The following is a 26,710-nucleotide window of genomic DNA, read 5'->3' as shown; positions in this document are numbered from 1 at the left end:
GGTCATCGCAGGGTAAATAGACTGGGGCACATCATAAGGGTGCGTTGGTGAAATGGGTAGTTGATAAAGGATCGGTGGTGCCCGACCAAAGCCGACTGTGCGACCCGTCCGGGGTCTGTATACTTGCCGCCAAATTCGAGGAGGGCTCCATGGTCGAACAAGTTGAACTGAATCGCCTCTTTTGGCACAGCCGTCGCGGCATGCTTGAGCTTGACGTACTGCTGGTGCCGTTCGTGCAGGAGGTGTACGCGACGCTGAATCAGGTGGACCGCGATTTGTATGTCCGTCTGTTGACGTGTGAGGATCAGGACATGTTCGGCTGGTTCATGGAGCGCAGCGAGTCGGAAGACCCTGAGCTGCAGCGGATGGTCCGAATGATTCTGGATCGTGTCCAGCCCAAGTAATACGTTCGAATGCCGCTGGCATGCCTCACGGCAATTGCTGGCGGCGTATCTGTTGGTCCAGGCGTTCGCCCTGGGCGCTTTGCTTCTATTGTCGATTCCGATATGGGCCAGTCTGCTCGCGGCGTTCGGCTGCGTGCTGCACGGTTTATGGGTGTTGCCGCGGCAGATTTTGCTCAGCCATCCAGAGGCATTTTGTGGATTGCGTCGCGATGCCGATGGCTGGCAGGTCTGGAATCAGGCTGATGGCTGGCAAACAGCGCAATTGTGCCGCGACAGTCTGGCATTGCCGCTGGTCGTGGTGCTGCGGTTTCGCTTGCGCGGCGAGTGGCAGGTCAGGTCGGTCTGCGTGCCACGAGACGCGCAGACGGCCGATGTGCATCGGCGCCTGCGCGTACGGCTCAAATTCAGCCGACGTAGGTGGGCGGCACCAGAATAGTGTCGAGCGCCTCGGGCAGCATCTGCGGGTAATCGAGGGTGTAATGCAGGCCGCGACTTTCCTTGCGTTCCATGGCCGAGCTGATCATCAGTTCGGCGACTTGCGCCAGATTGCGTAGTTCGATCAGGTCACGGCTGACTTTGTAGTTGCTGTAGAACTCGTCGATTTCGTCGAGCAACAACCGCACGCGGTGCTGCGCCCGTTGCAGACGCTTGTTGGTGCGCACGATGCCGACGTAGTCCCACATGAACCGGCGCAGTTCATCCCAGTTGTGCGCAATGATCACGTCTTCATCGGAGTCGGTGACCTGACTGGCGTCCCAGGCGGGCAGGGCGTTTGGAGCGGTAACATTGTCCAGTTGCGCGAGAATGTCTGCCGCCGCCGAACGTGCGTAGACGAAACACTCCAGCAGCGAGTTGCTGGCCATGCGGTTGGCGCCATGCAGTCCGGTGAAGCTGGTTTCGCCGATGGCATACAAGCCCGGCACATCGGTGCGGCCGTGCTGATCGACCATCACGCCGCCGCAGGTGTAGTGCGCGGCAGGTACCACCGGGATCGGTTGTTGGGTGATGTCGATGCCGAAGCCGAGGCAGCGCTCATAAACTGTCGGGAAGTGACTCTTTACGAACGCTTCGGGTTTGTGGCTGATATCAAGATAAACGCAATCGACGCCCAGGCGTTTCATTTCATGGTCGATGGCTCTGGCGACGATATCCCGTGGCGCCAGTTCGGCGCGCGGGTCGAAACGCTGCATGAAGCGATCGCCATTGGGCAGCTTCAAATGTGCGCCTTCACCGCGCAGGGCCTCGGTGATCAGGAAACTCTTGGCTTGCGGGTGATACAGGCAAGTGGGATGAAACTGATTGAATTCCAGGTTCGCCACGCGGCATCCCGAACGCCAGGCCATGGCGATGCCATCTCCGCACGCACCGTCGGGGTTGCTGGTATAGAGATAAACCTTGGCTGCGCCGCCTGTGGCCAGGATCACGAAACGGGCGCCGTAGGTGTCGACTTCGCCGGTTTTGCGATTGAGTACATAGGCGCCGAGGCAACGCTCACCGGGCATGCCCAATCGGCGCTCGGTGATCAGATCGACAGCGACGCGCTGTTCCTGTAGATCGATATTCGGACGCTGCTTGGCCTGCGCCAGCAAGGTCTTGAAAATTGCCGCGCCTGTGGCATCGGCGGCATGGATGATGCGCCGGTGGCTGTGACCACCTTCGCGGGTCAGATGGAATTCGAATCCGCCGTCTTCGGTCCCCGACTGATCATCACGAGTGAACGGCACCCCTTGATCAATCAACCACTGGATGGCTTCGCGGCTGTGTTCGACCGTAAAGCGCACGGCATCTTCATGGCAAAGGCCGCCACCTGCGTTGAGCGTGTCGTCGACATGGGATTCGACCGTGTCGGTGTCATCGAGCACTGCGGCGACACCGCCCTGAGCCCAGAACGTCGAGCCGTTGGCCAGATCGCCTTTGCTCAGCACGGCAATGCGCAAATGACCGGGCAAGGTCAGTGCGAGACTCAAACCGGCAGCGCCGCTGCCAATGACCAGAACATCGTGTTGGAACTGTTGGCTCATTTCAGGATTCCGCTCAAAGCGACCCGGGTCGGGGTTGGCGCAAGACAGCTGGATCGGCGAGTCAAGACAGCCACACAGCCCACTAGTATATAGAGGGGTGGGACGGCACAATAGCCGGGCCGGTATGGCATTGTGAAACTACTGTGACGGCAAAAAGCGCACGCTTCGTCGGAAGTTTTTTTCACCTGTAATGGGTGAAGGCAACTGTATCGGCGCTGAAACACGCTTTTTCTTTGCAGGGTCGTCCAATGTCGGTGGGTGGCGGCTATAAATAATTGGAACTTTTGCCAAAGGCCCAAGATCAATAGTCGGTGCCAGAGATAAGGGACAGTGTCGGCTTCAGTGTGCAATCTGTGGTTGGGTTGCGGTCCGCGAAACCGATGACAAGATTATTCGCGCAGCCGGTTCATCCCGCGCTGCGTTTTTCGTGCGTGTCAAATCAGAGCCCGCAGGAAACTTGCTTGGAGGGGGAGAACTTTTGCGAAAAGCCCGAGTCTATGTTTGCAAGTCTGGTCGTTTAGTTGTGCAAGCCTCCTCCGGGCTTATCGAGGAGTGTTCATGCTAACCCAGGAAGAGGATCAGCAGCTGGTCGAGCGCGTTCAACGCGGCGACAAGCGAGCTTTCGATCTGTTGGTGCTGAAGTATCAGCACAAGATTCTCGGGTTGATCGTGCGGTTTGTGCACGACACCCATGAGGCCCAGGACGTGGCTCAGGAAGCCTTTATCAAGGCGTATCGAGCACTTGGAAACTTCCGCGGCGACAGTGCGTTTTATACGTGGCTGTACCGTATTGCCATTAACACGGCGAAGAATTACCTGGTTTCGCGCGGCCGCCGGCCGCCGGACAGTGATGTAAGTTCCGAGGATGCAGAGTTCTACGACGGCGATCACGGCCTCAAGGATCTCGAATCACCAGAACGTGCATTGTTGCGGGATGAGATCGAAGGCACTGTTCATCGAACCATTCAGCAACTGCCGGAAGATTTGCGTACGGCTTTAACTTTGCGCGAATTCGACGGTCTGAGTTACGAGGACATTGCGAGCGTCATGCAGTGTCCGGTGGGTACCGTGCGCTCCCGGATTTTCCGCGCTCGGGAGGCCATCGACAAAGCCCTGCAACCGTTGTTGCAGGAAAACTGAGACAGCGGCGACAGCCAAGAGAGGAACGCCATGAGTCGTGAAGCCCTGCAGGAATCGCTGTCCGCAGTGATGGATAACGAAGCGGACGAACTGGAATTGCGTCGAGTGCTTAATGCACTGGATGATGTTGAAACCCGTGAGACCTGGGCTCGTTACCAGATCGCTCGGGCAGCCATGCACAAGGATCTGCTGCTTCCGCGTCTGGATATCGCTGCGGCAGTGTCTGCTGCGCTGGAAGACGAAACGGCCCCGGCCAAAGTATCTCGCAGTCCATGGCGCAGCCTCGGCCGTCTGGCTGTTGCAGCCTCGGTGACGGTTGCCGTGCTGGCGGGTGTTCGCCTGTACAACCAGGACGAAATCGCTGGTGTCGAGCTGGCTCAGCAATCCAATCAGCCAACGCTGGCGACCCCGCAAGTCAAGGGTCCGGCTGTTCTGGCAGGCTACAGTGAAAGCTCTGAAGCCACTGGTCCGATGGCCAACGGCGTATTGCAAGGTCAGCCAGGCTGGCATGATCAGCGTCTGCCGGGCTACCTGCGTCAGCATGCCCAACAGGCTGCTTTGAAAGGCACTGAAAGCGCGCTGCCTTATGCACGTGCTGCAAGCCTGGAAAACCGTTAAGGAGGATCATGCGCGCCATACCTCTACTTACGCTTCTGCTCAGTGGCTGGTTCGTTGTTCCAGCCCACGCTGATGAGGCCCAGGATTGGTTGACCCGGCTGGGCCAGGCCGAACAGCAGCAAAGCTTTCACGGTACTTTCGTTTACGAGCGTAACGGTAGCTTTTCTACCCACAACATCTGGCATCGCGTCCAGAACGGCCAGGTCCGCGAGAGGTTGCTTCAGCTCGACGGTTCGGCGCAGGAAGTCGTGCGCATTGATGGACATACGCAATGCGTCAGCGGCACTCTGATTGCCGGGCTGGGAGACTCACCGAGTACTGCGGCTCGTCCTCTTGATCCCAAAAAGCTGAAAAACTGGTATGACCTTGCCGTCATTGGCAAGTCGCGCGTGGCTGGCCGAGATGCCGTGATCGTGGCGTTGACGCCTCGCGATCAACATCGCTACGGATTCGAATTGCATCTGGACAAAAAAACGGCTCTGCCGCTCAAATCGTTGCTATTGAACGACAAGGGCCAATTGCTCGAGCGGTTCCAGTTCACCAGCCTCGACACTGATCAAGTACCGTCTGAAGGTGAATTGCAGGCCAATGCGGATTGCAAGCCAGTCAAGCTTGACAGCGACAAGGCTTCGGCAGTCAAAACTGCACAAGTCTGGCGTTCGGACTGGCTGCCGCCGGGCTTCGAACTGACCAGCAGTGCATCGCACAAAGATGCCGAGACGAAGACGCAGGTCAACAGCCTGCTGTACGACGACGGTCTCGCGCGTTTCTCGGTTTTTCTCGAGCCATTGAACGGCGCGACAGTGACCGATACCCGCACTCAGCTTGGCCCGACCGTTGCCGTTTCCCGTCGCCTGACTACGCCTTCTGGCGAAATGATGGTGACCGTGGTCGGTGAGATCCCGATCGGCACCGCCGAACGAATTGCTCTGTCGATGCGAAATACCGATGGCGCCGCAACCAGCAAACAGTGAGCTGATCTCAGCTGTCCGCGTGTCATCACCGAGGCGTGGAAATGTTTGCTGAGCATTTTCATTTGCAAATACCCCGGAAATTTTTTATAGGTCAGAGCCTCACGGCTCTGGCCTTGTTTGTTGTTGCCGGAACAAAAATGCCGGTCTGTGGTTTCCGGTGTTCCTTGCTCCATATCGCTTAACCCTGCTCGTCGTAACGGGAGCTGTATGTCGATACTTAGCTTGAAGTCTTATCTTTCCATTTTTGCCACCGTGCTGGTGCTCGGTCAGGCAGTTCCTGCTGCGCAGGCGGCCGATCTGCCTGACTTCACCCAATTGGTCGAACAAGCTTCGCCAGCCGTGGTGAACATCAGTACCACGCAGAAACTGCCGGATCGCAAAGTGAACCAGCAGATGCCTGACCTCGAGGGCCTGCCGCCGATGCTGCGTGAGTTCTTCGAACGTGGCATGCCGCCGCAACAGCGTTCCCCGCGTGATGGTCGTCAGCGTGAAGCGCAATCGCTGGGCTCGGGCTTCATCATTTCTCCGGATGGCTACATCCTTACCAATAACCACGTGATCGCTGATGCCGACGAAATCCTCGTGCGTCTGGCTGACCGCAGCGAGATGAAAGCCAAGCTGATCGGCACTGACCCACGCTCCGACGTGGCGCTGCTGAAAATCGAAGGCAAGGATCTACCGGTACTCAAACTCGGCAAATCCCAGGATCTGAAGGCCGGTCAGTGGGTGGTCGCCATCGGTTCTCCATTCGGCTTTGACCACACTGTGACCCAAGGCATCGTCAGTGCCGTTGGCCGCAGCCTGCCGAACGAAAACTACGTGCCGTTCATTCAGACCGACGTACCGATCAATCCGGGCAACTCCGGAGGTCCGTTGTTCAACCTCAACGGCGAAGTGGTCGGCATCAACTCGCAGATCTACACCCGTTCCGGCGGCTTCATGGGCGTGTCGTTCGCCATCCCTATCGATGTGGCGATGGACGTTTCCAATCAGCTCAAGAGCGGTGGCAAGGTCAGCCGTGGCTGGCTGGGTGTGGTCATTCAGGAAGTGAACAAGGATCTGGCCGAATCGTTCGGTCTGGACAAGCCGGCCGGCGCGCTGGTCGCACAGATCCAGGATGACGGTCCGGCAGCCAAGGGCGGCCTGCAGGTCGGCGACGTGATTCTGAGCATGAACGGTCAACCGATTGTCATGTCCGCAGACTTGCCGCATCTGGTCGGCGCGCTGAAGGCTGGCGCCAAAGCCAACCTGGAAGTGATTCGCGAGGGCAAACGCAAGAACGTCGAGCTGACGGTCGGCGCGATTCCGGACGAAGACAAAGAACTGGATACGCTGGCGAAATCCGGCGCTGAAAGCAGCAGCAACCGCCTCGGTGTTGCAGTGGGCGAGCTGACCGCTGAGCAGAAGAAAGCCTACGACCTCAAAGGTGGCGTGGTGATCAAGGAAGTCCAGGACGGTCCTGCCGCCCTGATCGGCTTGCAGCCAGGTGATGTGATCACGCACCTGAACAACCAGGCCATCGGCTCGGCCAAGGAGTTCACCGACATCGCCAAAGCGCTGCCGAAGAACCGCTCGGTGTCGATGCGCGTTCTGCGTCAGGGTCGTGCCAGCTTCATTACCTTCAAGCTGGCTGAATAATCGGCTGACAAGGTAAAAACAAACCGCCTCGAAAGAGGCGGTTTTTTTATGTCTGAAACCTTTTTTCTGGCGACCAGGGCTTAGCCCATCATGTCCTTGATCATGCGCTCCTGCTCCATGAGCTCACGCTGGCGGGCGTCGATGCGTGATGACAGCGGGAAGTTGCTGCCGGCCTTGCGCTTGGCAAAGTCCAGTTGCTGAATCGCCTGACGATAGTCGCCGACCAAGGCGAAATATTCCGCTCGAGCCTGGTGCAGGCCGATGATGTTGCCCGACAAGCCACGGGTTTCGGCCACTTGATACCAGACGTCCGGATCGTCCGGGCGCGATTTGAGCAAGGCTTCCAGGGCTTTTTCGGCATCCGGCGCGCGGTTCTGCTTGAGCAGCAGATCAACACGGACCTGATTCAGCGGATAGTTGCCCGGGTACTGCGCCAGCATGCGGTCCACCCGTGACTGCGCGTCGGGCAAGCGGTTGTTGGTGATATCCAGATCGACCTGAGCGAGGTTGTAGATGATCTCGTTCGGCGATGTGGCCAGCAGTTGTTTGAGATTCTCGCGCGCCTCGTTCAGTTGCCCACCCTTGATCTGCGCGATGGCCAGACCATAACGCGCCACATCGTTTTTCGGGTTCTCGTCCAGCAGCGCGCGGAAACGCTTGGCGCCCAGCCCCGGTGTTTCTTCGTAGATCAACTGCACCCGCGCGCGGATCAATTGATAGCGTTTGGAGTCTTCGATGCCGCCCGGTTTGGCTTGTTCGGCACGGTTGCGGGTATCAGCGATACGCGACTCGGTCACCGGGTGAGTCAGCAGGAATTCCGGCGGCTTGGCATCGAAGCGATACTGGCGCATCAGGCGTTCGAACATGGTCGGCATCGAGCGCGGGTCATAACCCGCTTTTTCCAGATTGAGAATGCCGATGCGGTCGGCTTCCTGTTCGTTCTGTCGGGAGAACGTCCGTTGCGCCTGAATCGCCGCCGCCTGGCTGCCGGCAATCGCCGCAATCCCGGCATCGCCTCCGCCAGCCGCAGCGATGACGATACCGGCCAGCAGGGCAGCCATCATCGGCACTTGCATGCGTTGCGAGGCCTCGACGCCGCGGGCGAAGTGGCGTTGCGACAAGTGCGCCAGTTCGTGTGCGAGGACTGAGGCATATTCGCCTTCGGTCTGCGCGTTGAGGAACAGACCGCCGTTGACCCCGACCACGCCGCCGGGCGCTGCGAAGGCATTGAGCTGCGGGCTGTTGATCAGAATGAATTCAAGGCGCCGGTCAGTGACCTGGCTGGTTTCCACCAGTTTGTACACGCTGGATTCGACGTAGTCTTTCAATTGCGGGTCGTTGAGCTGTGACACCTGGCTGCGCAGCATCGCCAGCCAGGCGCGGCCGAGCTGATATTCCTGTTGCGGCGAGACAATGGCAGAACTGGCGTCGCCGAGTGACGGCAGATCGTCGGCAAAGCCTGGTGAGGCGAGCAGGCAAGCGAGCGTCAGCAGGGTAGGGCGCAGAAAAGTCATGCACAAAGCCTTAGAAGACAAAGACCTTACTGTAGCCGGACACCAACGCTGCGACCAGATATTCTAGGCAGCTAGAGACCCGAACCGGAGTGATGCAATGACCGATGCTGTAGCCCATGACGTGGAACTGGACGCCAGTGGCCTGAACTGTCCGTTGCCGTTGCTCAAGGCAAAAATGGAACTCAACAAACTGCAGAGCGGCGCCGTACTCAAGGTCATCGCCACGGATGCTGGCTCGCAACGCGACTTCCGCACCTTTGCCAAACTTGCCGGTCATGCGCTGCTGCGCGAAGAGGACGAGGCCGGCGTTTACCGTTACTGGTTGAAGAAAGCCTGAGCCAAGGCTAACCAATCGAAGGGATTATTGATGTTCAAAGTGTTACGCGACTGGATCCAGCGCTATTTCTCCGATGAAGAAGCGGTGGTGCTGGCGGTGCTGCTGTTTCTCGCCTTCACTGCGGTGCTCACCCTCGGCGGCATGCTTGCGCCAGTGTTGGCCGGCATGGTGCTGGCTTATCTGATGCAGGGGCTGGTGGTCACGCTGGAGCGAATGCGCGTGCCGGGCGCTGTCGCGGTGGGTTTGGTGTTTGCGCTGTTCATGGGCGCGCTGTTGCTGTTCATCGTCGTCGTGCTGCCGTTGCTCTGGCATCAGTTGATCACCCTGTTCAACGAACTGCCGGGCATGCTCGCCAAGTGGCAATCGTTGCTGTTGTTGCTGCCTGAGCGCTATCCGCACCTGGTATCCGATGAGCAAGTGCTGCAGGCCATCGAGGCGGCGCGTGGCGAGATCGGCAAGTTTGGCCAGTGGGCGCTGACTTTCTCGCTATCGAGTCTGCCGCTGCTGGTGAACATCATGATCTATCTGGTGCTGGTGCCGATCCTGGTGTTTTTCTTTCTTAAAGACCGGGCGATGATCGGCGAGTGGGTGCGCGGCTACCTACCCCGTGAGCGCGCGCTGATCACTCGAGTCGCGCAGGAAATGAACCGGCAGATTGCCAATTACATCCGCGGCAAAGGCATCGAAATCGTCATCTGTGGTGGCGTGACCTACATCGCGTTTATCGCGCTCGGTCTCAACTACGCCGCGCTACTGGCGTTGCTGGTGGGCCTGTCGGTGGTGGTGCCGTATGTCGGTGCCGTGGTGGTGACCGTGCCGGTGTTGCTGATTGCGCTGTTTCAGTGGGGCTGGAGTGATCAGTTCATCTATCTGATGGCGGTTTACGGAATCATTCAGACGCTTGACGGCAACGTGCTGGTGCCGCTGCTGTTTTCCGAGGCGGTCAATCTGCATCCGGTGGCGATCATCTGCGCGGTGCTGCTGTTCGGTGGGCTTTGGGGATTCTGGGGGGTGTTTTTTGCAATCCCGCTGGCGACGCTGTTCAAGGCTGTGCTCGATGCATGGCCGCGAAAAGAGCCGGTGGTGGCGCCGCTGCTTTAGCGGTTGATCCGAATGGCTCGGTCAAGCTCAATGGCCATTCGCGAGCAGGCTCGCTCCCGCCTTTGGAATACGATTCCCTGTGCGAGCGAGCCTGTTCGCGAAAGCGTCGGTAAATTCAATGCTAGGCCATCAGGCTTTATTCAAGGCCTGCGCAGCAGCCAAAACCGCATCCACATGCCCCGGCACCTTCACACCACGCCATTCCTGACGCAGCACGCCATCCTTGTCGATCAGGAAGGTGCTGCGATCAACGCCCAGGTATTCCTTGCCGTACAGCTTCTTCAGCTTGATCACGTCGAACAACTGGCAGACGGCTTCGTCCTTGTCGCTGATCAGCTCGAACGGAAACTCCTGCTTGCACTTGAAGTTCTCGTGGGACTTCAGGCTGTCGCGGGAGATGCCGAAAATTTCCGTGTTGGCGGCCTTGAACGCCGCATATTGATCACGAAAGCCTTGGCCTTCGGTGGTGCAGCCCGGGGTGCTGTCCTTCGGGTAGAAGTAGATCACCACTTGCTGGCCCTTGAGCGCCGCCAGGCTGACGGTTTGCCCGCTGGTGGCAGGCGCTTCGAAAACGGCAACCGGTTGGTCGATGGCAACGGCCATGAAAGCTTCCTTACATTGGGTTTTGTGGGCGCCAAGGCTCGATCAGCGCATCCAGATTCATCGCATCGGAGAAATCGAGGAACTGATCACGCAGCCAACTGATCTGGGTGCCAGCCGGCAGGGTCACGGTGAACGTGGCGTTGAGCATGGTGCCGCCGGTTTGTGGCGCCTGATAGGTGTCGCAGGTCAGGTTTTCCAGCTCGACGTTGTGGTCCATGAAGAACTGGCACAGCTCATTGATGATGTCCGGGCGGTACGCCGAACTGACGTAAGCCACATATGGCAATGCCTGAGGGCGATTTTCCAACGGTGCGCTGCGCACCACATTGACCGTGAATGCGTGTTTCTTGGCGAGGCCGGGCAGACTGCCTTCAAGGCGCGCGAGGGCGTCCCAGCTGCCGGAAATCTCGAGAACCAGCGCACTGCACTCGCCATGGCGAGTCAGGCGCGAAGTCACCACGGCACAGCGATTTTCATGGCTGGCGCGGCACAGCACGTTGGTCAGCTCCATCGGATTGGCGCCGAGAGCACTGATGACAAGGAATTGTTCGCGAACTGTGGGGGTGGACATGCAGCATTCCTAAAGCGATGAGCGGTCGGTAGGTTGAGGCGTTGGATGCCGGGAAGTGCCTGTTGTGGCTGTCCGTTCAAAGCGCCCGGCCGACGCTCACGGCTCGCTCCATTGAGTCAGAAGCGCGTCGAGGCGATGCAGGAACAGGGTCTGGAAGGCCGAAACGGGAGGCAGAAACCCGGCGTACAAGCTGATCAGTACCGATCAAAGTCTGAAGGGTAGCGAAAAGCGGCGCCAAGGGGAATGGCGGCAGCGCAGTACTTCGCTTGTGCAAGCATCTTGGCGCCAGTACCATTACCGCTCTCTTTTTCCGGCAGGAGCGGTTTCATGATTGCGGGCAGTATGGTGGCACTGGTCACTCCCATGGATGCACAAGGGCGTCTTGACTGGGACAGCCTCAGCAAACTCGTGGACTTCCACCTCAAGAACGGCACCCATGCCATTGTCGCGGTCGGTACTACCGGCGAGTCGGCAACCCTTGATGTTGACGAACACATCGCCGTGATCAAAGCCGTGGTCAAACAGGTTGCCGGGCGCATTCCGGTCATCGCCGGCACCGGCGCCAATTCGACCCGCGAAGCCGTCGAATTGACCCGCAACGCCAAGGAAGCCGGCGCCGACGCCTGCCTGCTGGTTGTTCCTTATTACAACAAGCCGACTCAGGAAGGTCTGTACCAGCATTTCAAGCACATCGCTGAAGCGGTCGACATTCGACAGATTCTCTACAACGTTCCCGGCCGCACCTCCTGCGACATGCAGGCCGAGACCGTGATTCGCCTGTCCAGCGTGCCGAACATCATCGGCATCAAGGAAGCCACCGGCGACCTGACGCGTGCCAAGGCGATCATCGATGGCGTGAGCAAGGATTTCATCGTGTTGTCCGGCGATGATCCGACCGCAGTCGAACTGATCCTGCTGGGTGGCAAAGGCAACATCTCGGTGACCGCCAACGTCGCGCCGCGTGAAATGGCCGACCTGTGCGAGGCCGCGCTCAAGGGCGACGCCGACACCGCACGCGCAATCAACGAAAAACTGATGCCGCTGCACAAAGACCTGTTCATCGAAGCCAACCCGATTCCGGTGAAGTGGGCTTTGGTCGAAATGGGCCTGATGCACGAAGGCATCCGCCTGCCACTGACCTGGCTGAGCACACCTTGTCACGAAACGCTTCGCACGGCCCTGCGCCAGTGCAGCGTCCTGGTTTAATTGAGGAAGTACAACGCATGAAGCGAATGGCCGGACTTTCCGCACTTGCCTTGATTATCTCCAGCACCAGCGGCTGCGGATGGGTCTGGGGGCCGGAAGGTTATTTCCGCGACCGTGGTAGCGATTACCTGCAAGCGCAACAGACTGCACCGATGCAATTGCCACCGGATGTAAACACTTCCAAGCGTCTTGATCCGCTGTTGCCGATCCCGCGCAACGTCGCCGATGACACTGCCAAGGGCGAATACATCGTGCCGCGTCCGCAGCCGTTGTCCGCCGTGGCCGATGCCAGCGATTACTCACTGCAGAAGAGCGGCGACTCGCGTTGGGTCGTGGCCCAGCATCCACCGGCCGAAGTCTGGCCAGTGGCGCTGCAGTTCTTCCAGGACAACGGCTTCCGTCTGGATGAACAGCGCCCGCAGACCGGCGAGTTCACCACGACCTGGCAGCACTCCGATGAGCTTTCGGCATCGATGGCCAAGCGCCTGAGCGCGGCCGGTATCGCCAGCGACAGCGAAACCCGCGTGCGTGTACGCATCGAGCCGGGCGTGCAGCGCAACACCAGTGAGATCTACGTGGTCAGCGCCGAGCGTCCTGCCGGCAGCACCGCCGATGTCGCCTTCACCAACCGTTCGGTCAAGACCGGCCTGGACGCTGCGCTGGTCGACGACATGCTCGCAAGCATGAGCCGTACCTCCGAGAAGGGCGGTTCGGTGTCGATGCTCGCTTCGCGTGATTTCGATGCGCCAAGCCGCGTCAGCCTCAGCGAAGACGGCAGCGGCAACCCGGTATTGAACGTCGGCACCGATCTCGACCGTGCCTGGTCGAGCGTTGGTCGTGCGCTGGAGCAGGGTGAATGGCGCGTTGAGGATATCAACCGCAGCCTGGGCCTGTACTACATCAACCTGGCCGAAAAAGCCGAGAAGAAAGACGACAAGCCTGGCTTCTTCAGCAGCCTGTTCGGCAGCGCGCCGAGCAAGGAAGAAGTTGAAGCCCGCGCCGAACGTTATCAGGTGCGCCTGAGCAAGGTCGGCGAGAACATTCAGGTGACAGTCGAGAAAAACATCAACACCGTCGCGCCAGCTGATGTGGCGCGTAAAGTGCTGAGCGTGATTCAGGACAATCTGGGCTGATCAATCATGCGTTTTGCCGTTCTCGGCAGCGGTAGCCAAGGGAACGGCACGCTGATCGCCAGTGCAGATACGTACGTGCTGGTGGATTGTGGTTTTTCCCTGCGGGAAACCGAAAAACGCCTGTTGCGCCTGGGGGTTCACCCGGCGCAACTGAGCGCGATACTTGTAACCCACGAACATGCCGACCACGTGCATGGCGTGGGTTTGCTGTCTCGGCGCTACAATCTGCCGGTCTACCTCAGTCGCGGCACGCTGCGCGGGATGCGCAAACCGCTTGAGCCAGCAGGTTTTCTGGCTGGCGGCGAGCAACTGCAGATCGGTGCACTGAGCGTCGGGGTCATTGCCGTGGCCCATGATGCGCAGGAACCGACCCAGTATGTCTTCAGCGATCAGGAACAGCGGCGCTTCGGCCTGCTCACTGACTTGGGTTCGTACTGCGAGCGGGTGCTGGACAATTATCGCGATCTCGATGCATTGATGATCGAGTCCAACCATTGCCGGGACATGCTCGCACGCGGTCATTACCCGTACTTCCTCAAGCAACGGGTCGGCGGCGAGCTGGGACATTTGAACAACCATCAGGCGGCATTCCTGGTGGCCGAGTTGGGCTGGCAGGGCTTGCAACACCTGGTCCTGGCCCATCTGAGCAGCAAGAACAACCTGCCGCAGCTGGCCCGGCAATGTTTTGTCGACACCCTCGGGTGCGACCCGGACTGGCTGCAACTGGCCGATCAAGATTCAGGGCTCGACTGGCGCCACATCGCCTAGCCCACCTACTTAGCAAGCGGAGCCCATCATGGAAAAACGTGAAGAACTCTACCGCGGCAAAGCCAAATCGGTTTACAAGACCGACGACGCTGACCGCTTGATCCTGCTGTTTCGCAACGACACCTCGGCGTTCGACGGCAAGCGCATCGAGCAGCTTGACCGCAAAGGCATGGTCAACAACAAGTTCAACGCCTTCATCATGCAGAAGCTCGAAGCGGCCGGCATTCCGACCCAATTCGACAAACTGCTGGCTGACAACGAAGTCCTGGTAAAGAAACTCGACATGATCCCGGTCGAGTGCGTCGTGCGTAACTACGCCGCCGGCAGCCTGGTCAAGCGTCTGGGTGTCGAAGAGGGCATGAAGCTCAACCCCTACACCTTCGAACTGTTTCTCAAGGACGACGCCAAGGGCGACCCGTTCATCAACGAATCCCACGTCGTGGCATTTGGCTGGGGCACCGCCGAGCAACTGGCGCGCATGAAAGAACTGTCGCTGAAGGTCAACGAAGTGCTGACCAAGTTGTTTGACGACGCCGGTCTGCTGTTGGTCGACTTCAAGCTTGAGTTCGGCGTGTTCAGCGACGGCTCCATCGTCCTCGGCGACGAATTCAGCCCGGACGGCTGCCGTCTGTGGGACAAGGACACCAAGAAGAAGATGGACAAGGACCGCTTCCGCCAGGGCCTCGGCGACGTCATCGAAGCCTACGAAGAAGTCGCCAATCGTCTGGGTGTACCGCTTTAATCGACGCAAGCATCTGATAGCACGAACAAATTTTCGAAAGAGGGTTTGCTTTCAGTAAAAGTGTTGTTATGATGCGCGCCGTTGGAGAGATGCCAGAGTGGCCGAATGGGACGGATTCGAAATCCGTTGTACCTTCACCGGTACCTAGGGTTCGAATCCCTATCTCTCCGCCATTACATAGAAAAAGCCCCGTAGATGAAAATCTACGGGGCTTTTTTGTTTCTGTTGCGTTTAACGATTGTCATACGCACGCCAGCTGCAATCAGCGGATGTCGATCTCGCTGAACTTGAGCGTGAGTGTTTCATCGTTCATGTCATTGAATACAAGCTTGACCGCGGGTGTCTTGGTGAGTTTGCTGTTGCTTTGCTGGAAGTTCAGCGTAACGCGCGTAGGGACGTTGCGGATCAACTGAAATCGCAACCATGGGCGGTCTTCCACTTGGCCGACCCGAATCGATTCAAATTTCAATGGGCCTCCTGATTCATCGAACAGACGAGTGTTTTCATCGAAGCGGAAGCTGCGATCCACGTTCAGGTTCGTCAATTCAAATGTGCACGTGGGCAGCCGACCGATGTTCTCGCAGCCGTCCAGCTCTATGCGGACGTTGTCCAGAACCTCCAAACGCTTGCCGAGGAGGTTGTTTCCCTCGTTTTCAACAATCTTTGCCTGCAGTTTTGCGAATTCGAATGACGGCTTGGCGTACTCCGTGCCCAAGATGAAGAAGCCGAATGAGATACCCGTAATTATGAGGAATTGCAGGCTGCCCCTGAGCAACGGGGTGAAATTCCGAATTTGCCATCCAAATGAAACCGCACTCAGAAACAAGAATGTGCTGACCAGCAGCACCACATTTTTCCAGCTGATGAAGCTGAAGCCGAATACGCTCGGGTCTGGCACTACATAAGTTATCAATGCCCACATGGCGCCGAGCACCACGCCGAGCCCGGCCATGCCTCGCGCCATTAATGAGGTGAACTTGTGTGTTCGGGAAACGGGTGCTGATAAATCTTGAGAAGGCGTCAAAGTTACGAACTCCTTGTTCCGTAGCCTGATCATGTATCCATGAGGTCGAAGGTCGGGCTGAGTTGATGAGCATCCCTGGCGGGAGGGATGGCGAATTATGGCAGGTCGCCATTATCCATCTGCAAGCCTTCGGGTAAAGCCGTATCTTGTTTTCGGAAGCATCGCGGCCGATGTTTCGAAAAAATCTCAGGTGTTGCCCATCTGGAGTGAGCAACACCCGTGTTTGTTTAAATCTCCTTCACCGGCGTCTCCCCCTGCACAGCCTTGATCAACCCGATCACATGCAGACAATCCGCCTTGTTTACATATGACTCGCCGCTGGCAATGGTTTCGTGGTTGCGCGCTCTCAATCTCCAGCGCCATTGTCCTTTGCCGGTGCTCGGGGTGCCTCTGGATTGCCTGTAAATCTCGAAATACATTCAGTTCGCTCCATGCGATTTTAGATATGCGTCAGTCGGTGTGGCGCATCGTCGCAAGCCTAGCGCAGACGGTTTTTTTGGCTATCGGACATTTGTTTCCAGACGTTGGTGGATGTTTCTGAGTTGCGCGAATGCCAGTCCGGATAACGGTGTTCTTGAATTGATCAGTGCGTGGCGATGGACGCCGGGCCTGTGGGCTTTCTACACTGCCCGCATTCCGGGGAGCAGGGGGCAATGGATGAACCGCAATGAACTTCGCAAGGCCGATATCAACCTGATGGTGGTGTTCGAGACCTTGATGCTCGAACGCAACGTGACCCGGGCGGCGGAAAAACTGTTTCTCGGCCAGCCGACCATCAGCTCGGCACTCAACCGCCTGCGCACCATGCTCAACGACCCGCTGTTCATCCGCGTCGGCCACCGCATGGAACCGACGGCCCGCGCCGAAGATATCTTCCGTCATCTGAAACCGGCGCTGGATTCGTTGTCGGTGGCGCTGAGCCTGACCCGCGATTTCGACCCGGCCGTGAGTACCATGACCTTTCGCATCGGCTTGTCCGACGACGTCGAGTTCGGCCTGCTGCCACCGCTGTTGCGCGCGCTGCGCCAGGAAGCGCCAAACGTGGTGTTTGTGGTGCAACACGCCGATTACTGGCGGATTCCCGATCTGCTCGCGGCGGGCGATATCACCGTTGGCATCAGCCAGACCCGCGGCCTGCCGGCCAACGCCAAGCGCAAATTGCTGCGGCACATCCAGCCGAGCATCCTGCGCGCCGATGCCAGCGACACACCGCTGACCCTGGATGAATATTGCGCGCGTCCGCATGTACTGGTCTCGCACACGGCGAATGTCAGTGGCTACGCTGACGAGTGGCTGGCGGAGCTGGGTCGCACGCGCCAGGTGGTGTTATCGGTGCCGCAATACAGCGCGTTGCCGGCGCTGCTGGCTGGTACCGACCTGATCGCCAGCCTGCCGGATTACACCGCGGCGGCGATGGCCGCCTCGGGGTTGCTGTTCCAGGAACCGTTTCCGTTCAAGACACCCATGCTGGACCTGTCGATGGTCTGGCTCAGCCACGTCGACAGCGATCCGGCCGAGCGCTGGTTGCGTTCACGGCTGGAAGCCTTCATGAGCGAACGGCCACAAAACCCGCTCTGATAAACATATCCCTGAGTGAGCCTGCTCGCGATTGCGGTGCGTCATTCAGCATAAGTGCTGCCTGACACACCGCTATCGCGAGCAGGCTCACTCCTACCAAAGCTTAGGTGTGACTGTGGTATATGTACGGCCCCACGCCCCACTGACCGGAGTCCTGTAATGCCACACCTGCACATGGAATACACCGCCAACCTGCCGCTGAACGCCGATGTTGCATTGATCCGGCTCAACAACACTTTGGTGGGATCCGGTCAGTTCGCTGCCGAGTTCGATATCAAGGGCCGCGCGATCAAGGTCGAGACTTTCAAGGTCGGCACCGCGCTCGCCGAGCGTGCTTTCGTTCACGTCAAACTGGCGCTGCTCAGCGGGCGCTCGCCGGAGATCAAGAAGCAGTTGTCGCAAAGTCTGCTGACGGCGTTGCAGGACATCTGCGAATGGCCGGCCGGTGTCGAAGTGCAATTGTGTGTCGAACTGCTCGACATCGACCGCGAGTCCTACAGCAAGGCCGTAGTAGGCGTGTAGCACTCAGCTCGCATCGAGTTCGTTGCAGACGTTGACCACCTGCTCGCGCAGCCAGACGTTAGCGCTGTCCTGATCGACGCTCTGGCTCCACTGCATGTCGAGAGTGAAACCCGGCAAACCATTGGGCGCCTCGCAGTGGTTGAACACCGCCTCGTTGATCAGTAGACGCTGGATACGGCGGGGCAGGGTGAGGATGAAATCGGTACCGGTGATCATTTTCAACGCAGCGCTGTAGCTGTTCGAGCGCGCGACGATCTGGCGTTTCTGCGCCTGCCGCGCCAGCCAGCCATCGACCATGTTGGTCGACGAAGTCCAGGGCGTCGGGAAGACGTGCCGGCGTTCGGTAAAGGCTTGCAGGCTCAGGCGCGGTTCCAGCGGCGTGGCGCGTTTGTCGAACACGCAAACCAGGTCATCTTCCAGCAGCAGGCGCGACTTCAGGTCGCTGTGCTGGCGGTGGAAGTTGGGGCCGAAGCTGATCACCAGATCGAGGCTGCCGTCGCGCAGTTCTTCTGCCGGGACGTCGGTCTCGAACTTGTGCATGTTGACCATCACCGGCAAATCGTCAAAGTCGAAGCGCTTCAACAGCCGCGGCAGAATGAGTTGCTCGAAATATTCCGGCGCGCAGATGTTAAAGGTAACGGCTTGCTGGCTCGGGTCGAACGTCGGCGCGCCGGCGTGGCACAGGTTGATGCTTTCGATGATCTTCTGCACATGGCCGTACATGCTGCTGGCCTTGTAGGTCGGGCGCATGCCGGTGCGGGTGTTGATGAACAGTTCGTCTTCAAAACTGGTGCGCAGTTTTTTCAGGCAGTAACTGACGGTGGACTGGCTGACGAACAGGGTTTCCGACACATCGGTGACGCTGCTCTGCTCATACACGGCGACAAACACCATGAGATCCTGCATGTCGAGCTTTCGAAGCAAGTTACTGTTCAGCATCCGTTCTGTCTCGCTGTGCTTCTTGCGCTGAAACCGCGCAAACGTGTGCGAACGATCCTAGCGGAACGATGGTGCCAGGAGAAAGCCCTGTAAGACATTTCACGGTCACATGTGGGACAGAAACTTTTAGCAACACGACGTCATCGATCAGAGCGGATAAAGCTGGCCAGAGGCCTTCAGCTCGCTGGTGAAAAGTGTCGGCGGTAGTGCCGCGGATCGAAGCGCAACACCATCAGCAGCATCAGCGCCATGACGGCCGTCAGCGACCACCACGCCCATTCGAAGCTGCCCAGGCGATCGCGGATCAACCCGGCCAACATTGGCGAGAGCCCGGCGATCAGATACCCGATACCCTGCACGAACGCCGTCAGACCACCGGCGCGCTGCGGGTCTTCGAGGTGATCGAGTGCGACGATCAGGCTCATCGGAAACAAGCCGCCGATGCCCAGGCCCAGCAGGCACGGCCAGAGCAGGCTGAAATGCTGCGGACTGAGGACCAGGCCGCAGAACCCGGCAATGATCAGCGCCAGCAACGTCACCAGGACCGCTCGTCGATCGCGGCTGCGATTGGCGATAGCCGGAACGAGCAGGCCGGAAATGACTTCCATTGCCGTCAGAAAACCCAACAACAGCCCGGCGTTTTGTTCGCTCCAGCCTTTTTCCATGTAATAGGGAGCGAGCCAGGCGAGCACGCAGGTGTAGGACGCCGTTCCCAGTCCGAAGAAAATCGCCAGTAGCCAGGCGCGACCGTTACTGGCGAAAACGTCTTTCTTCGCGGCCGGCGTCAGAGTATTCGGCAGATGGCGGCGTTGTGCCCACCAAACCAACAGCGCGATCATTGCCAGCAAGGCCCATACCGCCAGACCCATACGCCAGCTTGCGGTCTGCACCATCACCCAGGGCGCGAAGGTCGCCGCCAGCGCCGCGCCGCCCATGATCGACGTGACATACAAGCCCATGCACAGTGCGACGTTGTTGGGGAAACGCGATTTGATCAATGCCGGCATCAACGCCTGAATCAACGCAATGCCAAACCCCGCCAGCACGGCGCTGACAATCAACCCGGTCGCCGTATCGACAAACAGCCGCGCCAGCGTTGCCAGCGCAATGATCAGCAGCGACCACAACATCGTGCGCTGCTGACCTACGCGCTGACTGATCGCCAGAGCGAAAAACATCGCCAGCCCCATCGCCATCACTGGCAGCATGGTCAGCAGTGACGCGAGGCTGAAACTCAGCGGAATTTCGCCGCGAATGGCCGACAGCAGGGGACCGACCGCCGCCATCGACGGTCGCAGATTGAGCGCGACGAGGATGATCGCGAGCATCAATCCCACAGCGGGGCGAGTAATGGCGTGGTCGGTTTGCATGGCGTGTCCTTGATAAGCGCAGACCGATGATTAGGCGCGGAGCCGTGCATGCCAGGCAAACCAGAAAATCCACGGGCCTATTCAATAATCCAATACCGCCTGGCCCCTTGTGGGAGCGAGCCTGCTCGCGAAGAGGCCAGCACATAAACAATGCAGTGTCTGACATAGCGCTTTCGCGAGCAGGCTCGCTCCTACAGGGGCACCCCGTATAACTGAATAAACCCTGAACCATTCTCAAATACATAAATAGTCCATCACTATGATTAAAAGCCAACTAATCATTGGCGTCTTTTTCACAAAAAATTGATGGTTACCTGCCTAAAGTTTGTATGCACTTGGTTAATGAATTTTTCACAAATGAAAAACTCGTTATCAACCAAGGCTCTTCTTTTCAGGAACAGCCCCTTCTATGTTCAAGTCAAAAGCCGTGCGCCCGGAATGGGTGACGTTGATCGCCAGTGTGTTTCTGTTGATTGGCTTCAACCTGGTGCTCTGGCAGCACCTGTTCGCGATCACCGGCGCCGATGGCCGGGGCATCGCGATGCGCGTGGCTTTTGCAGTGATGATCCTGGCGGCATTCAATCTGGTGCTGACGGTATTTGCCTTTCGCCCGCTGCTCAAGCCTGTGCTGATTGCGCTGTTTTTAAGCAGTGCCGGCGTGGCCTACTTCATGAATCAATATGGCGTGATGATGGACGCCGGCATGTTTCGCAATTTTGCCGAAACCAATATCACGGAAGTGCGTGATCTGCTGTCGTTGAAGTTGTTTGCTTTTATTTTGTTGTTGGGTGTCTTGCCTTCATGGTTGTTGTGGAAAGTGCCGGTTAATTATCGTCGCTGGCATCGCGAAGTCTTCAGTAAAGTTGTGGTGAGTGTGGCCAGTGCCGCGGTTATTGGCGGGGTGGCACTGGCCAACTATCAAGGCTTGTCCTCGCTCTTTCGCAATCACCACGAAATTCGCTTGATGCTGGTACCGAGCAACTTCATTGGCGCCTCTGCTGGTTACTTGCGTGAACAAGTAGCTTCCGCACAGCAGCCGTTCATCAAAATCGGCGAAGACGCTCAGCGCAACCCGGACATCGAACTGCAACCGCGCAAATCCCTGACGGTGTTGGTGGTCGGCGAAAGTGCCCGTGCGGAAAACTTCGGTATTCTCGGTTACCCCCGCGACACCACCCCGACACTCGACAAGGAAGCCGGGCTGATCGCCTTCACCGATGTGCATTCCTGTGGCACGGAAACCGCCGTGTCGGTGCCGTGCATGTTCTCCAACATGGGCCGCAAGAACTACGACGCGAGCAAGGCGAAGAATGAAGAAGGTCTGCTCGATGTGCTCAAGCGTGCCGGCATTGACGTGATCTGGCGCGATAACCAGTCCGGCTGCAAAGGTACTTGCGATCGCGTCACGGTGCAGGATGTCAGCAATCTGAAGGATCCGGCGTTATGCGCCAACAGCGAATGCCGCGACGAAATTCTCCTGCAAGGCCTGCAGAGCTTTATCGATCATCTGGACAAGGACACCGTGCTGGTATTGCACCAGATGGGCAGCCATGGCCCGGAATACTTCAAGCGTTATCCGAAGGAATACGAGCACTTCACTCCGGTCTGCGAAAGTAACGCGCTGAACAATTGCAGTCGCGAAAGTATCGTCAACGGCTACGACAACACGCTGGTTTACACCGATCATGTGCTGTCGAGCCTGATCGATGTATTGCGCAGCAATCAGGACAAAGTCGATACCGCGATGTTGTATCTGTCGGATCACGGCGAGTCGCTGGGCGAGTACAACCTGTTCCTGCATGGCACGCCTTACATGCTGGCGCCGGAACAACAGAAACACGTGGCGATGCTGGCGTGGTTCTCCGACAGTTATCAGAAAGCCTATTCGGTCGATACGCATTGCCTGCAAATGAGCCGCGACAAACCGCTGAGCCAGGACAATCTGTTCCATTCGATGCTCGGCTTGCTGGAGGTCAAGAGCAGCGTTTACCAGGCCGATCTGGACTTGTTTGCCGGTTGCCGTGGTGCGGTGATCGACGGCGTGCTGGCCAAGGACTGAAAAGTCTCAGGCCCGTCCCGCTGACGCGACGGGCCTGTCTGTTTCCTCTGTCAGACTATTCTTTCTATCTAGCAGGACATTTCGTTACAGCTGTTACCCTTCGCAGGCGCGTAAATCGCCGGTGGCGATATATACTGCGCGCCATTCTTCAAGGGAGAGCCGTGTGGCTATCGATATTCACTGGATTCGCGACAACGAAAGCCTCGCGCAGTTTTGCGCCGAGTGGCAGCAGCTGCCGTTCGTTGCCCTCGACACCGAATTCATGCGGGTCGACACCTTCTATCCGATCGCCGGCCTGTTGCAGGTCGGCGATGGCAAACGCGCCTACCTGATCGATCCGCTGACCATCAATGCCTGGCAACCGCTGGCGGCGTTGCTGGAAAACCCGGCGGTGCTGAAAGTGCTGCACGCCTGCAGCGAAGACCTCGAAGTGCTGTTGCGTCTGACCGGCAGCCTGCCGGCGCCGCTGTTCGACACCCAATTGGCTGCCGCGTACCTGAACCTCGGTTTCTCGATGGGTTATTCGCGTTTGGTGCAGTCAGTGCTCGGTATCGAGCTGCCCAAAGGCGAGACCCGCTCCGACTGGTTGCAACGTCCGCTGTCCGAGACGCAGATCAGCTACGCTGCCGAAGACGCCGTGCATCTGGCTGAAGTGTTTGTCGAGTTGCAGCCCCGGCTGTCCACCGACAAGTTCGCCTGGGTGCTGGAAGATGGCGCCGAACTGGTCGCCAACCTGCGCCGCGAAACCGATCCGTACGAGGTTTACCGCGAAGCCAAACTGGCGTGGAAACTGTCCCGTGCGCAATTGGCCGTGCTGCGTGAGCTGTGCGCCTGGCGCGAGCGTGAGGCGCGAGCCCGCGACCTGCCACGTAACCGCATCGTCCGCGAGCATTCGCTGTGGCCACTGGCGCGCACGCAACCGGACAATCTCGTCGCGCTGGGCAAGATCGAAGACATGCACCCGCGTACCGTGCGTCAGGATGGTCAGTTTCTGCTTGATCTGATCAAGCGCTCTGGCAGTGTGGGGCCTGATCAATGGCCGCCCGCCGTGCCGGAGCCGTTGCCGATTGAAGCCGCGGCACTGATCAAGCGTTTGCGTGCGTTGGGTCAGGCCGAGGCCGAGCGTCTGGATATCGCGCCGGAACTGATGCTGCGCAAGAAAACCCTCGAAGCGCTGGTCAAAAGCGGCTTCCCCGAGGGGCCTTACCAGTTGCCCGAGTCGTTGCGTGGCTGGCGCCGCGAACTCATGGGCCAGAAGCTGCTCGACAGCCTGGCCACCGCCGGAGAACAGCCTTGAAACGTATCTGCTCCATCTACCAAAGCTCCAAGCGCAGCGGCATGTATCTTTACGTGCTCAAAAGCGATGCGCTCGAGCGCGTGCCGGAAGCGCTGATGCTGGCGTTCGGTAAAGCGAAACATTCCTTCGATCTGGTGCTCTCGCCTGAGCGCAAACTGGCCAGCGAAGACATTACCGTGGTCCTGGAAAACCTCGACAAGCAGGGCTATCACTTGCAGATGCCGCCAGCCGAGGATGAGTACATCGAACACTTGCCCGAAGAGTTGCTGCGTCGCAACGACCCGGTCTGATTGGCGGGGCTCTGTTCTGAGCCTCGATTCCCCCTGGAACTGTTTTTACCGCGATGGCCGCCGGAATCCGGCGACCGTCTGCACGGCTTGCGAAAGGTTTGAAGATGCGCGTTCTGATTGCTGAACACGACCACGCGATATACGCCCGGCTGCTGCGTCAGGCAGCGCCCGAGCTTGAAGTACTGACCAGCGGCGACTCCGCCGAACTGGCGCGGCAGGCCGCCGATTGCCCGGTCTGGCTGGGCCAGCCGGATCTGCTGGCGACGCTGTTGCGCCAAGGGCATCAGCCACAATGGCTGCAATCGACCTGGGCCGGGATCACGCCGTTGCTCGCCGACGGTTTACGCCGCGACTATCGCCTGACCCGTGCGGTGGGGATTTTCGGTCAGGTGATGGCTGAATATGTGCTGACCTACATGCTCGGCCATGAGCGCGAAGTGTTGGCGCGTCTGGTGAGCCAGGTCGAGCGCAAATGGGACAACCGCAGCGGCCAGAGTCTGGTCGGGCGCAAGGTGCTGATCGTCGGCACCGGCGATATCGGCCAGAGCGTGGCGCAGTTCCTGTTGCCGTTCGGCATCGAGTTGTACGGCATCGCCAGCAGCGCCCGTGAGCAGGCGCCGTTTGTCGAAGTCGGCTCGATGGCCGATCTGCCGCGCCTGGTGGGGGAGGTCGATTACGTGGTCAATCTGCTGCCCAACACCGAGCACACCCACGATATCTACGATGCGGCGCTGTTCAAGCAATTCAAGCCGACCGGGTTGTTCATCAACGCCGGGCGGGGTGTCGCAGTGGTCGACGCCGATCTGGTGGAAGCTCTGAAAGAAGGGCATCTGGCCGGCGCAGTGATCGACGTCTGCCGCCAGGAACCGTTACCGCAGCGCCATCCATTCTGGACGGCGTGGGGCTTGTTGCTGACCGGGCACAGTTCGGCACCGACCTCGCCCGCGCTGATGGTGGATTTGTTTGTGCAGAATCTGAAAGCGTATGAGGCGGGTGAAGCGTTGCGTGGCGAGGTGGATTTCACCCGCGGTTACTGACTTTCCACCGATTTCACTGTGGGAGCGAGCCTGCGCGCGAAGAGGGCGTGTCAGTCGACAACAGGGTGTCTGACACAGCGCTTTCGCGAGCAGGCTCGCTCCCACATTGATTTCAAAGTGTAGTCACCAGTTTGCTCAGCGGGCGGCGCTGGGACGGACAAGCGGATTTACCGATAGTCGCCAGCGCTTGGCCGACAGCCCCGCTGGCACTAGACTGGCGGCCTTTTCACCACCTGATGTTGATGCTTGAGCCATGGCCGCGATAGTCGAACCGTTCTGGAAACGCAAAACCCTCGATCAGCTCGATCACGAGGAATGGGAATCGCTGTGCGACGGCTGCGGTCTGTGCTGCCTGCAGAAACTCGAGGACGAAGAAGACAACAGCGTCTATTACACGCGCATCGCCTGCAAACTACTGGATATGAACACCTGTCAGTGCAGCGATTATCCGAACCGCATCCAGTTCGTCCCCGACTGCATTCAGCTCACGCCGGGACAGGCTGAAGAGTTCAAATGGCTGCCGCCGACCTGTGGGTATCGCCTGGTCAGCGAGGGCAAGGACCTGCCGTTGTGGCATCACCTGGTGTGTGGCGATCGCGACGCGGTGCACCACGAGCGGATTTCCCAGTCCGGGCGCATGCTGGCCGAGGGCAGCGTGCCGGAGGATGACTGGGAAGATCACCTGATCTTTCGCGCGGGTTGAGTAAAGAATAAGGTCAGGCTTGATGTGGAGAGGTGCCTGTCAGACGCTATCGCCAGCAGGCTGGCTCACACAGGTTTTCGAGTCGTACATGTGTCTTGATACAACCCAAAACCCCTGTGGGAGCTGGCTTGCCAGCGATGGGGCCGGCAGAAGCGCTACAGGTTTCAGCTCAAACCGCAGCTTTCGGCGACTTCAGCGAATCATTGCCGGTCACGGTGGCTGTTTCAGTCGCTACCTCGGCGTTGGTTTTCAGCCTGTTCAATTCTTCGCCGGCACGCTCGATTTTCGCCCGGACGTTGTTCATGTCCTGCCGACTTTTCTCCAGAAGGCTTTTCGCCGAGCAGTGCCCGGTAATCCCGCGAGCCATAGCCATGCCGCCCAGGGCGACCTGAATCAGGCCGAACACACCACCGCGGCGCAGCCCTTTGCCGACCATCAGCACACCGCCGGTCAACGAGCCAATGCGTTCCCAGCCGTGAACGTTCTGGTTGGAGTGAGATTGAAACGGGGTCGATTCGACACGCTCGACGCGTTTGAGCTCGGACATGATGGTTCTCCAGGCAATCAATGATGGATAAACAAGCTGACTGCCAAGGCGATCAGCTTGTTCCATCGAATGTGCGACGCTTCAGCGAAATTTTGGCCCGGAGCGGGTGTTCAGACCCTTGGCCATGCGGTCGTAGAGCACGACGTTGACCGTGGCGGCGAGGTTCATGCAGCCGGTGGTCGGGATGTACACGACGTCTTCACACCAGTCGCGGATCTCTTTGTCCAGCGAGCCGTCTTCCGGGCCGAAAATATACAGCGCGCGATCCGGGTGGGTGTATTCGGGCAACGGGCGGGCGCCCTCGACCAGTTCCACGGCCACGGGCACACAGTTGAGCGGAAGGATCTTTTTCAGATCGTCGATGCCAATCAGCGGAATGTCGTAGTGCACGCGTTTGGTGTCGGTGACGAAATCAGCGGCGCGTTCATAGCGCTTGCCGGTGTAGAACACCGACGCCACGCCATAGCAGCCGGCGGCGCGCATCACCGAACCGACGTTCTCGGGTGATTTGGGGTTATACAAACCAATGCAGCTGTACCGTTTGTCTGCCACGAGCGGGGTGCCTTCGGGAAAA

Annotated in this window: 29 protein-coding genes and 1 tRNA gene; 20 read left to right on the top strand and 10 right to left on the bottom strand. The window is 58.7% G+C overall.

Features of this window, described 5'->3' with window-relative positions:
- Positions 1-149: 149 nt before the first annotated feature.
- Together ACGSLL_RS12150 and ACGSLL_RS12145 are read left to right on the top strand one after the other, a co-directional pair.
- The gene (locus ACGSLL_RS12150) at positions 150-404 is read left to right on the top strand and encodes an FAD assembly factor SdhE (RefSeq protein ID WP_007911418.1); all 255 of its coding nucleotides are present in this window, start codon (positions 150-152) and stop codon (positions 402-404) included.
- The gene (locus ACGSLL_RS12145; RefSeq protein WP_394506091.1) at positions 388-840 is read left to right on the top strand and encodes a protein YgfX; all 453 of its coding nucleotides are present in this window, start codon (positions 388-390) and stop codon (positions 838-840) included. Before ACGSLL_RS12150 ends, ACGSLL_RS12145 begins: the two co-directional genes overlap by 17 nt.
- Here ACGSLL_RS12145 and nadB read toward each other — a convergent pair.
- Positions 809-2,425, bottom strand: coding sequence for an L-aspartate oxidase (nadB, locus tag ACGSLL_RS12140; protein ID WP_394506089.1), 1,617 nt, complete (start codon positions 2,423-2,425; stop codon positions 809-811). The two genes, ACGSLL_RS12145 and nadB, sit on opposite strands and share 32 nt — an antisense overlap.
- A 558-nt stretch (positions 2,426-2,983) precedes the next feature.
- Between nadB and rpoE the strand changes: the two genes are divergently transcribed.
- The 4 genes from rpoE to ACGSLL_RS12120 all read left to right on the top strand — a co-directional run bounded on the left by rpoE (position 2,984) and on the right by ACGSLL_RS12120 (position 6,795).
- Positions 2,984-3,565 carry an RNA polymerase sigma factor RpoE gene (gene rpoE / locus ACGSLL_RS12135; RefSeq protein WP_003172477.1) on the top strand — a complete coding sequence of 194 codons (582 nt, stop codon included), beginning with the start codon at positions 2,984-2,986 and terminating at the stop codon, positions 3,563-3,565.
- A gap of 30 nt (positions 3,566-3,595) precedes the next feature.
- Positions 3,596-4,183, top strand: a complete 588-nt coding sequence (locus ACGSLL_RS12130; protein ID WP_090282201.1) for a sigma-E factor negative regulatory protein — start codon at positions 3,596-3,598, stop codon at positions 4,181-4,183.
- A gap of 8 nt (positions 4,184-4,191) precedes the next feature.
- A complete protein-coding gene (locus ACGSLL_RS12125; protein ID WP_394506085.1) occupies positions 4,192-5,157 on the top strand; it encodes a MucB/RseB C-terminal domain-containing protein in 966 nt (321 codons plus the stop codon).
- Positions 5,158-5,364: 207 nt separating this feature from the next.
- A complete protein-coding gene (locus tag ACGSLL_RS12120; protein ID WP_206414868.1) occupies positions 5,365-6,795 on the top strand; it encodes a DegQ family serine endoprotease in 1,431 nt (476 codons plus the stop codon).
- Positions 6,796-6,875: 80 nt separating this feature from the next.
- Here the strand turns inward: ACGSLL_RS12120 and ACGSLL_RS12115 are convergent, their stop codons facing one another.
- Positions 6,876-8,309 carry a M48 family metalloprotease gene (locus ACGSLL_RS12115; protein WP_394506082.1) on the bottom strand — a complete coding sequence of 478 codons (1,434 nt, stop codon included), beginning with the start codon at positions 8,307-8,309 and terminating at the stop codon, positions 6,876-6,878.
- A gap of 97 nt (positions 8,310-8,406) precedes the next feature.
- On the opposite strand from ACGSLL_RS12115, the gene ACGSLL_RS12110 reads away from it, so the two are divergent.
- Entirely contained in the window at positions 8,407-8,646 is a 240-nt protein-coding gene (locus ACGSLL_RS12110; RefSeq protein WP_016771269.1) for a sulfurtransferase TusA family protein, read from the top strand.
- A gap of 30 nt (positions 8,647-8,676) precedes the next feature.
- Positions 8,677-9,747, top strand: a complete 1,071-nt coding sequence (locus ACGSLL_RS12105) for an AI-2E family transporter (RefSeq protein ID WP_394506080.1) — start codon at positions 8,677-8,679, stop codon at positions 9,745-9,747.
- A 129-nt stretch (positions 9,748-9,876) separates the two neighbouring features.
- Here ACGSLL_RS12105 and ACGSLL_RS12100 read toward each other — a convergent pair whose 3' ends face one another.
- Together ACGSLL_RS12100 and ACGSLL_RS12095 are read right to left on the bottom strand one after the other, a co-directional pair.
- The gene (locus ACGSLL_RS12100) at positions 9,877-10,350 is read right to left on the bottom strand and encodes a peroxiredoxin (protein WP_394506078.1); all 474 of its coding nucleotides are present in this window, start codon (positions 10,348-10,350) and stop codon (positions 9,877-9,879) included.
- Between the two features lie 10 nt (positions 10,351-10,360).
- Positions 10,361-10,921 carry a glycine cleavage system transcriptional repressor gene (locus ACGSLL_RS12095; protein WP_090282208.1) on the bottom strand — a complete coding sequence of 187 codons (561 nt, stop codon included), beginning with the start codon at positions 10,919-10,921 and terminating at the stop codon, positions 10,361-10,363.
- Between the two features lie 327 nt (positions 10,922-11,248).
- On the opposite strand from ACGSLL_RS12095, the gene dapA reads away from it, so the two are divergent.
- The 5 genes from dapA (at position 11,249) to ACGSLL_RS12070 (ending at position 14,943) form a co-directional block, all read left to right on the top strand.
- Complete coding sequence (gene dapA, locus ACGSLL_RS12090) at positions 11,249-12,127, top strand: 4-hydroxy-tetrahydrodipicolinate synthase (protein ID WP_394506075.1); 879 nt, start codon at positions 11,249-11,251, stop codon at positions 12,125-12,127.
- A gap of 17 nt (positions 12,128-12,144) precedes the next feature.
- A complete protein-coding gene (bamC, locus tag ACGSLL_RS12085) occupies positions 12,145-13,260 on the top strand; it encodes an outer membrane protein assembly factor BamC (protein WP_394506073.1) in 1,116 nt (371 codons plus the stop codon).
- A 6-nt stretch (positions 13,261-13,266) separates the two neighbouring features.
- Positions 13,267-14,028 carry an MBL fold metallo-hydrolase gene (locus ACGSLL_RS12080; protein ID WP_394506070.1) on the top strand — a complete coding sequence of 254 codons (762 nt, stop codon included), beginning with the start codon at positions 13,267-13,269 and terminating at the stop codon, positions 14,026-14,028.
- 28 nt (positions 14,029-14,056) lie between these two features.
- Complete coding sequence (gene purC, locus ACGSLL_RS12075) at positions 14,057-14,770, top strand: phosphoribosylaminoimidazolesuccinocarboxamide synthase (RefSeq protein ID WP_090282213.1); 714 nt, start codon at positions 14,057-14,059, stop codon at positions 14,768-14,770.
- Positions 14,771-14,853: 83 nt separating this feature from the next.
- Positions 14,854-14,943 (top strand) — tRNA-Ser (locus ACGSLL_RS12070).
- An 89-nt stretch (positions 14,944-15,032) separates the two neighbouring features.
- On the opposite strand, the gene ACGSLL_RS12065 is transcribed toward ACGSLL_RS12070, so the two are convergent.
- Both ACGSLL_RS12065 and ACGSLL_RS12060 read right to left on the bottom strand, forming a co-directional pair.
- Entirely contained in the window at positions 15,033-15,794 is a 762-nt protein-coding gene (locus ACGSLL_RS12065) for a hypothetical protein (protein ID WP_394506068.1), read from the bottom strand.
- Positions 15,795-16,021: 227 nt separating this feature from the next.
- Positions 16,022-16,213 carry a YegP family protein gene (locus ACGSLL_RS12060; protein WP_394506066.1) on the bottom strand — a complete coding sequence of 64 codons (192 nt, stop codon included), beginning with the start codon at positions 16,211-16,213 and terminating at the stop codon, positions 16,022-16,024.
- Between the two features lie 238 nt (positions 16,214-16,451).
- On the opposite strand from ACGSLL_RS12060, the gene ACGSLL_RS12055 reads away from it, so the two are divergent.
- Both ACGSLL_RS12055 and ACGSLL_RS12050 read left to right on the top strand, forming a co-directional pair.
- Complete coding sequence (locus ACGSLL_RS12055; RefSeq protein WP_093103766.1) at positions 16,452-17,372, top strand: LysR substrate-binding domain-containing protein; 921 nt, start codon at positions 16,452-16,454, stop codon at positions 17,370-17,372.
- Between the two features lie 159 nt (positions 17,373-17,531).
- Positions 17,532-17,894: a 5-carboxymethyl-2-hydroxymuconate Delta-isomerase gene (locus ACGSLL_RS12050; RefSeq protein WP_394506063.1), complete on the top strand. Its 363-nt coding sequence runs from the start codon at positions 17,532-17,534 to the stop codon at positions 17,892-17,894.
- Positions 17,895-17,897: 3 nt separating this feature from the next.
- On the opposite strand, the gene ACGSLL_RS12045 is transcribed toward ACGSLL_RS12050, so the two are convergent.
- Together ACGSLL_RS12045 and ACGSLL_RS12040 are read right to left on the bottom strand one after the other, a co-directional pair.
- Positions 17,898-18,833, bottom strand: a complete 936-nt coding sequence (locus ACGSLL_RS12045; protein ID WP_394506061.1) for a LysR family transcriptional regulator — start codon at positions 18,831-18,833, stop codon at positions 17,898-17,900.
- A gap of 176 nt (positions 18,834-19,009) precedes the next feature.
- Entirely contained in the window at positions 19,010-20,203 is a 1,194-nt protein-coding gene (locus tag ACGSLL_RS12040; RefSeq protein WP_394506059.1) for a cyanate transporter, read from the bottom strand.
- Positions 20,204-20,612: 409 nt separating this feature from the next.
- Here ACGSLL_RS12040 and ACGSLL_RS12035 point away from each other — a divergent pair, with 409 nt between their 5' ends.
- The 5 genes from ACGSLL_RS12035 to ACGSLL_RS12015 all read left to right on the top strand — a co-directional run bounded on the left by ACGSLL_RS12035 (position 20,613) and on the right by ACGSLL_RS12015 (position 25,589).
- Positions 20,613-22,262: a phosphoethanolamine transferase gene (locus ACGSLL_RS12035; RefSeq protein ID WP_394506057.1), complete on the top strand. Its 1,650-nt coding sequence runs from the start codon at positions 20,613-20,615 to the stop codon at positions 22,260-22,262.
- Between the two features lie 163 nt (positions 22,263-22,425).
- On the top strand, positions 22,426-23,559 hold the full coding sequence (gene rnd / locus ACGSLL_RS12030; protein WP_394506055.1) for a ribonuclease D: 1,134 nt from the start codon (positions 22,426-22,428) through the stop codon (positions 23,557-23,559).
- On the top strand, positions 23,556-23,849 hold the full coding sequence (locus ACGSLL_RS12025; protein ID WP_203421116.1) for a YcgL domain-containing protein: 294 nt from the start codon (positions 23,556-23,558) through the stop codon (positions 23,847-23,849). The genes rnd and ACGSLL_RS12025 overlap by 4 nt, the downstream gene beginning before the upstream one ends.
- Before the next feature lie 104 nt (positions 23,850-23,953).
- The gene (locus tag ACGSLL_RS12020; RefSeq protein ID WP_394506052.1) at positions 23,954-24,886 is read left to right on the top strand and encodes a D-2-hydroxyacid dehydrogenase; all 933 of its coding nucleotides are present in this window, start codon (positions 23,954-23,956) and stop codon (positions 24,884-24,886) included.
- A 253-nt stretch (positions 24,887-25,139) separates the two neighbouring features.
- Positions 25,140-25,589 (top strand): YcgN family cysteine cluster protein, encoded by a 450-nt coding sequence (locus tag ACGSLL_RS12015; RefSeq protein WP_394506050.1) that lies wholly within the window; start codon positions 25,140-25,142, stop codon positions 25,587-25,589.
- 169 nt (positions 25,590-25,758) lie between these two features.
- Here the strand turns inward: ACGSLL_RS12015 and ACGSLL_RS12010 are convergent, their stop codons facing one another.
- Together ACGSLL_RS12010 and ACGSLL_RS12005 are read right to left on the bottom strand one after the other, a co-directional pair.
- Entirely contained in the window at positions 25,759-26,136 is a 378-nt protein-coding gene (locus ACGSLL_RS12010) for a YgaP family membrane protein (protein ID WP_394506048.1), read from the bottom strand.
- 81 nt (positions 26,137-26,217) lie between these two features.
- Positions 26,218-26,688, bottom strand: coding sequence for an RNA methyltransferase (locus ACGSLL_RS12005; protein ID WP_007911337.1), 471 nt, complete (start codon positions 26,686-26,688; stop codon positions 26,218-26,220).
- Between the last annotated feature and the right edge of the window lie 22 nt (positions 26,689-26,710).

Origin of the sequence: Pseudomonas retamae, from assembly GCF_043496865.1 — a bacterium.
In the GTDB taxonomy this organism is placed as follows: domain Bacteria; phylum Pseudomonadota; class Gammaproteobacteria; order Pseudomonadales; family Pseudomonadaceae; genus Aquipseudomonas; species Aquipseudomonas retamae.
This window is presented reverse-complemented; position numbering and strand designations above follow the sequence as displayed.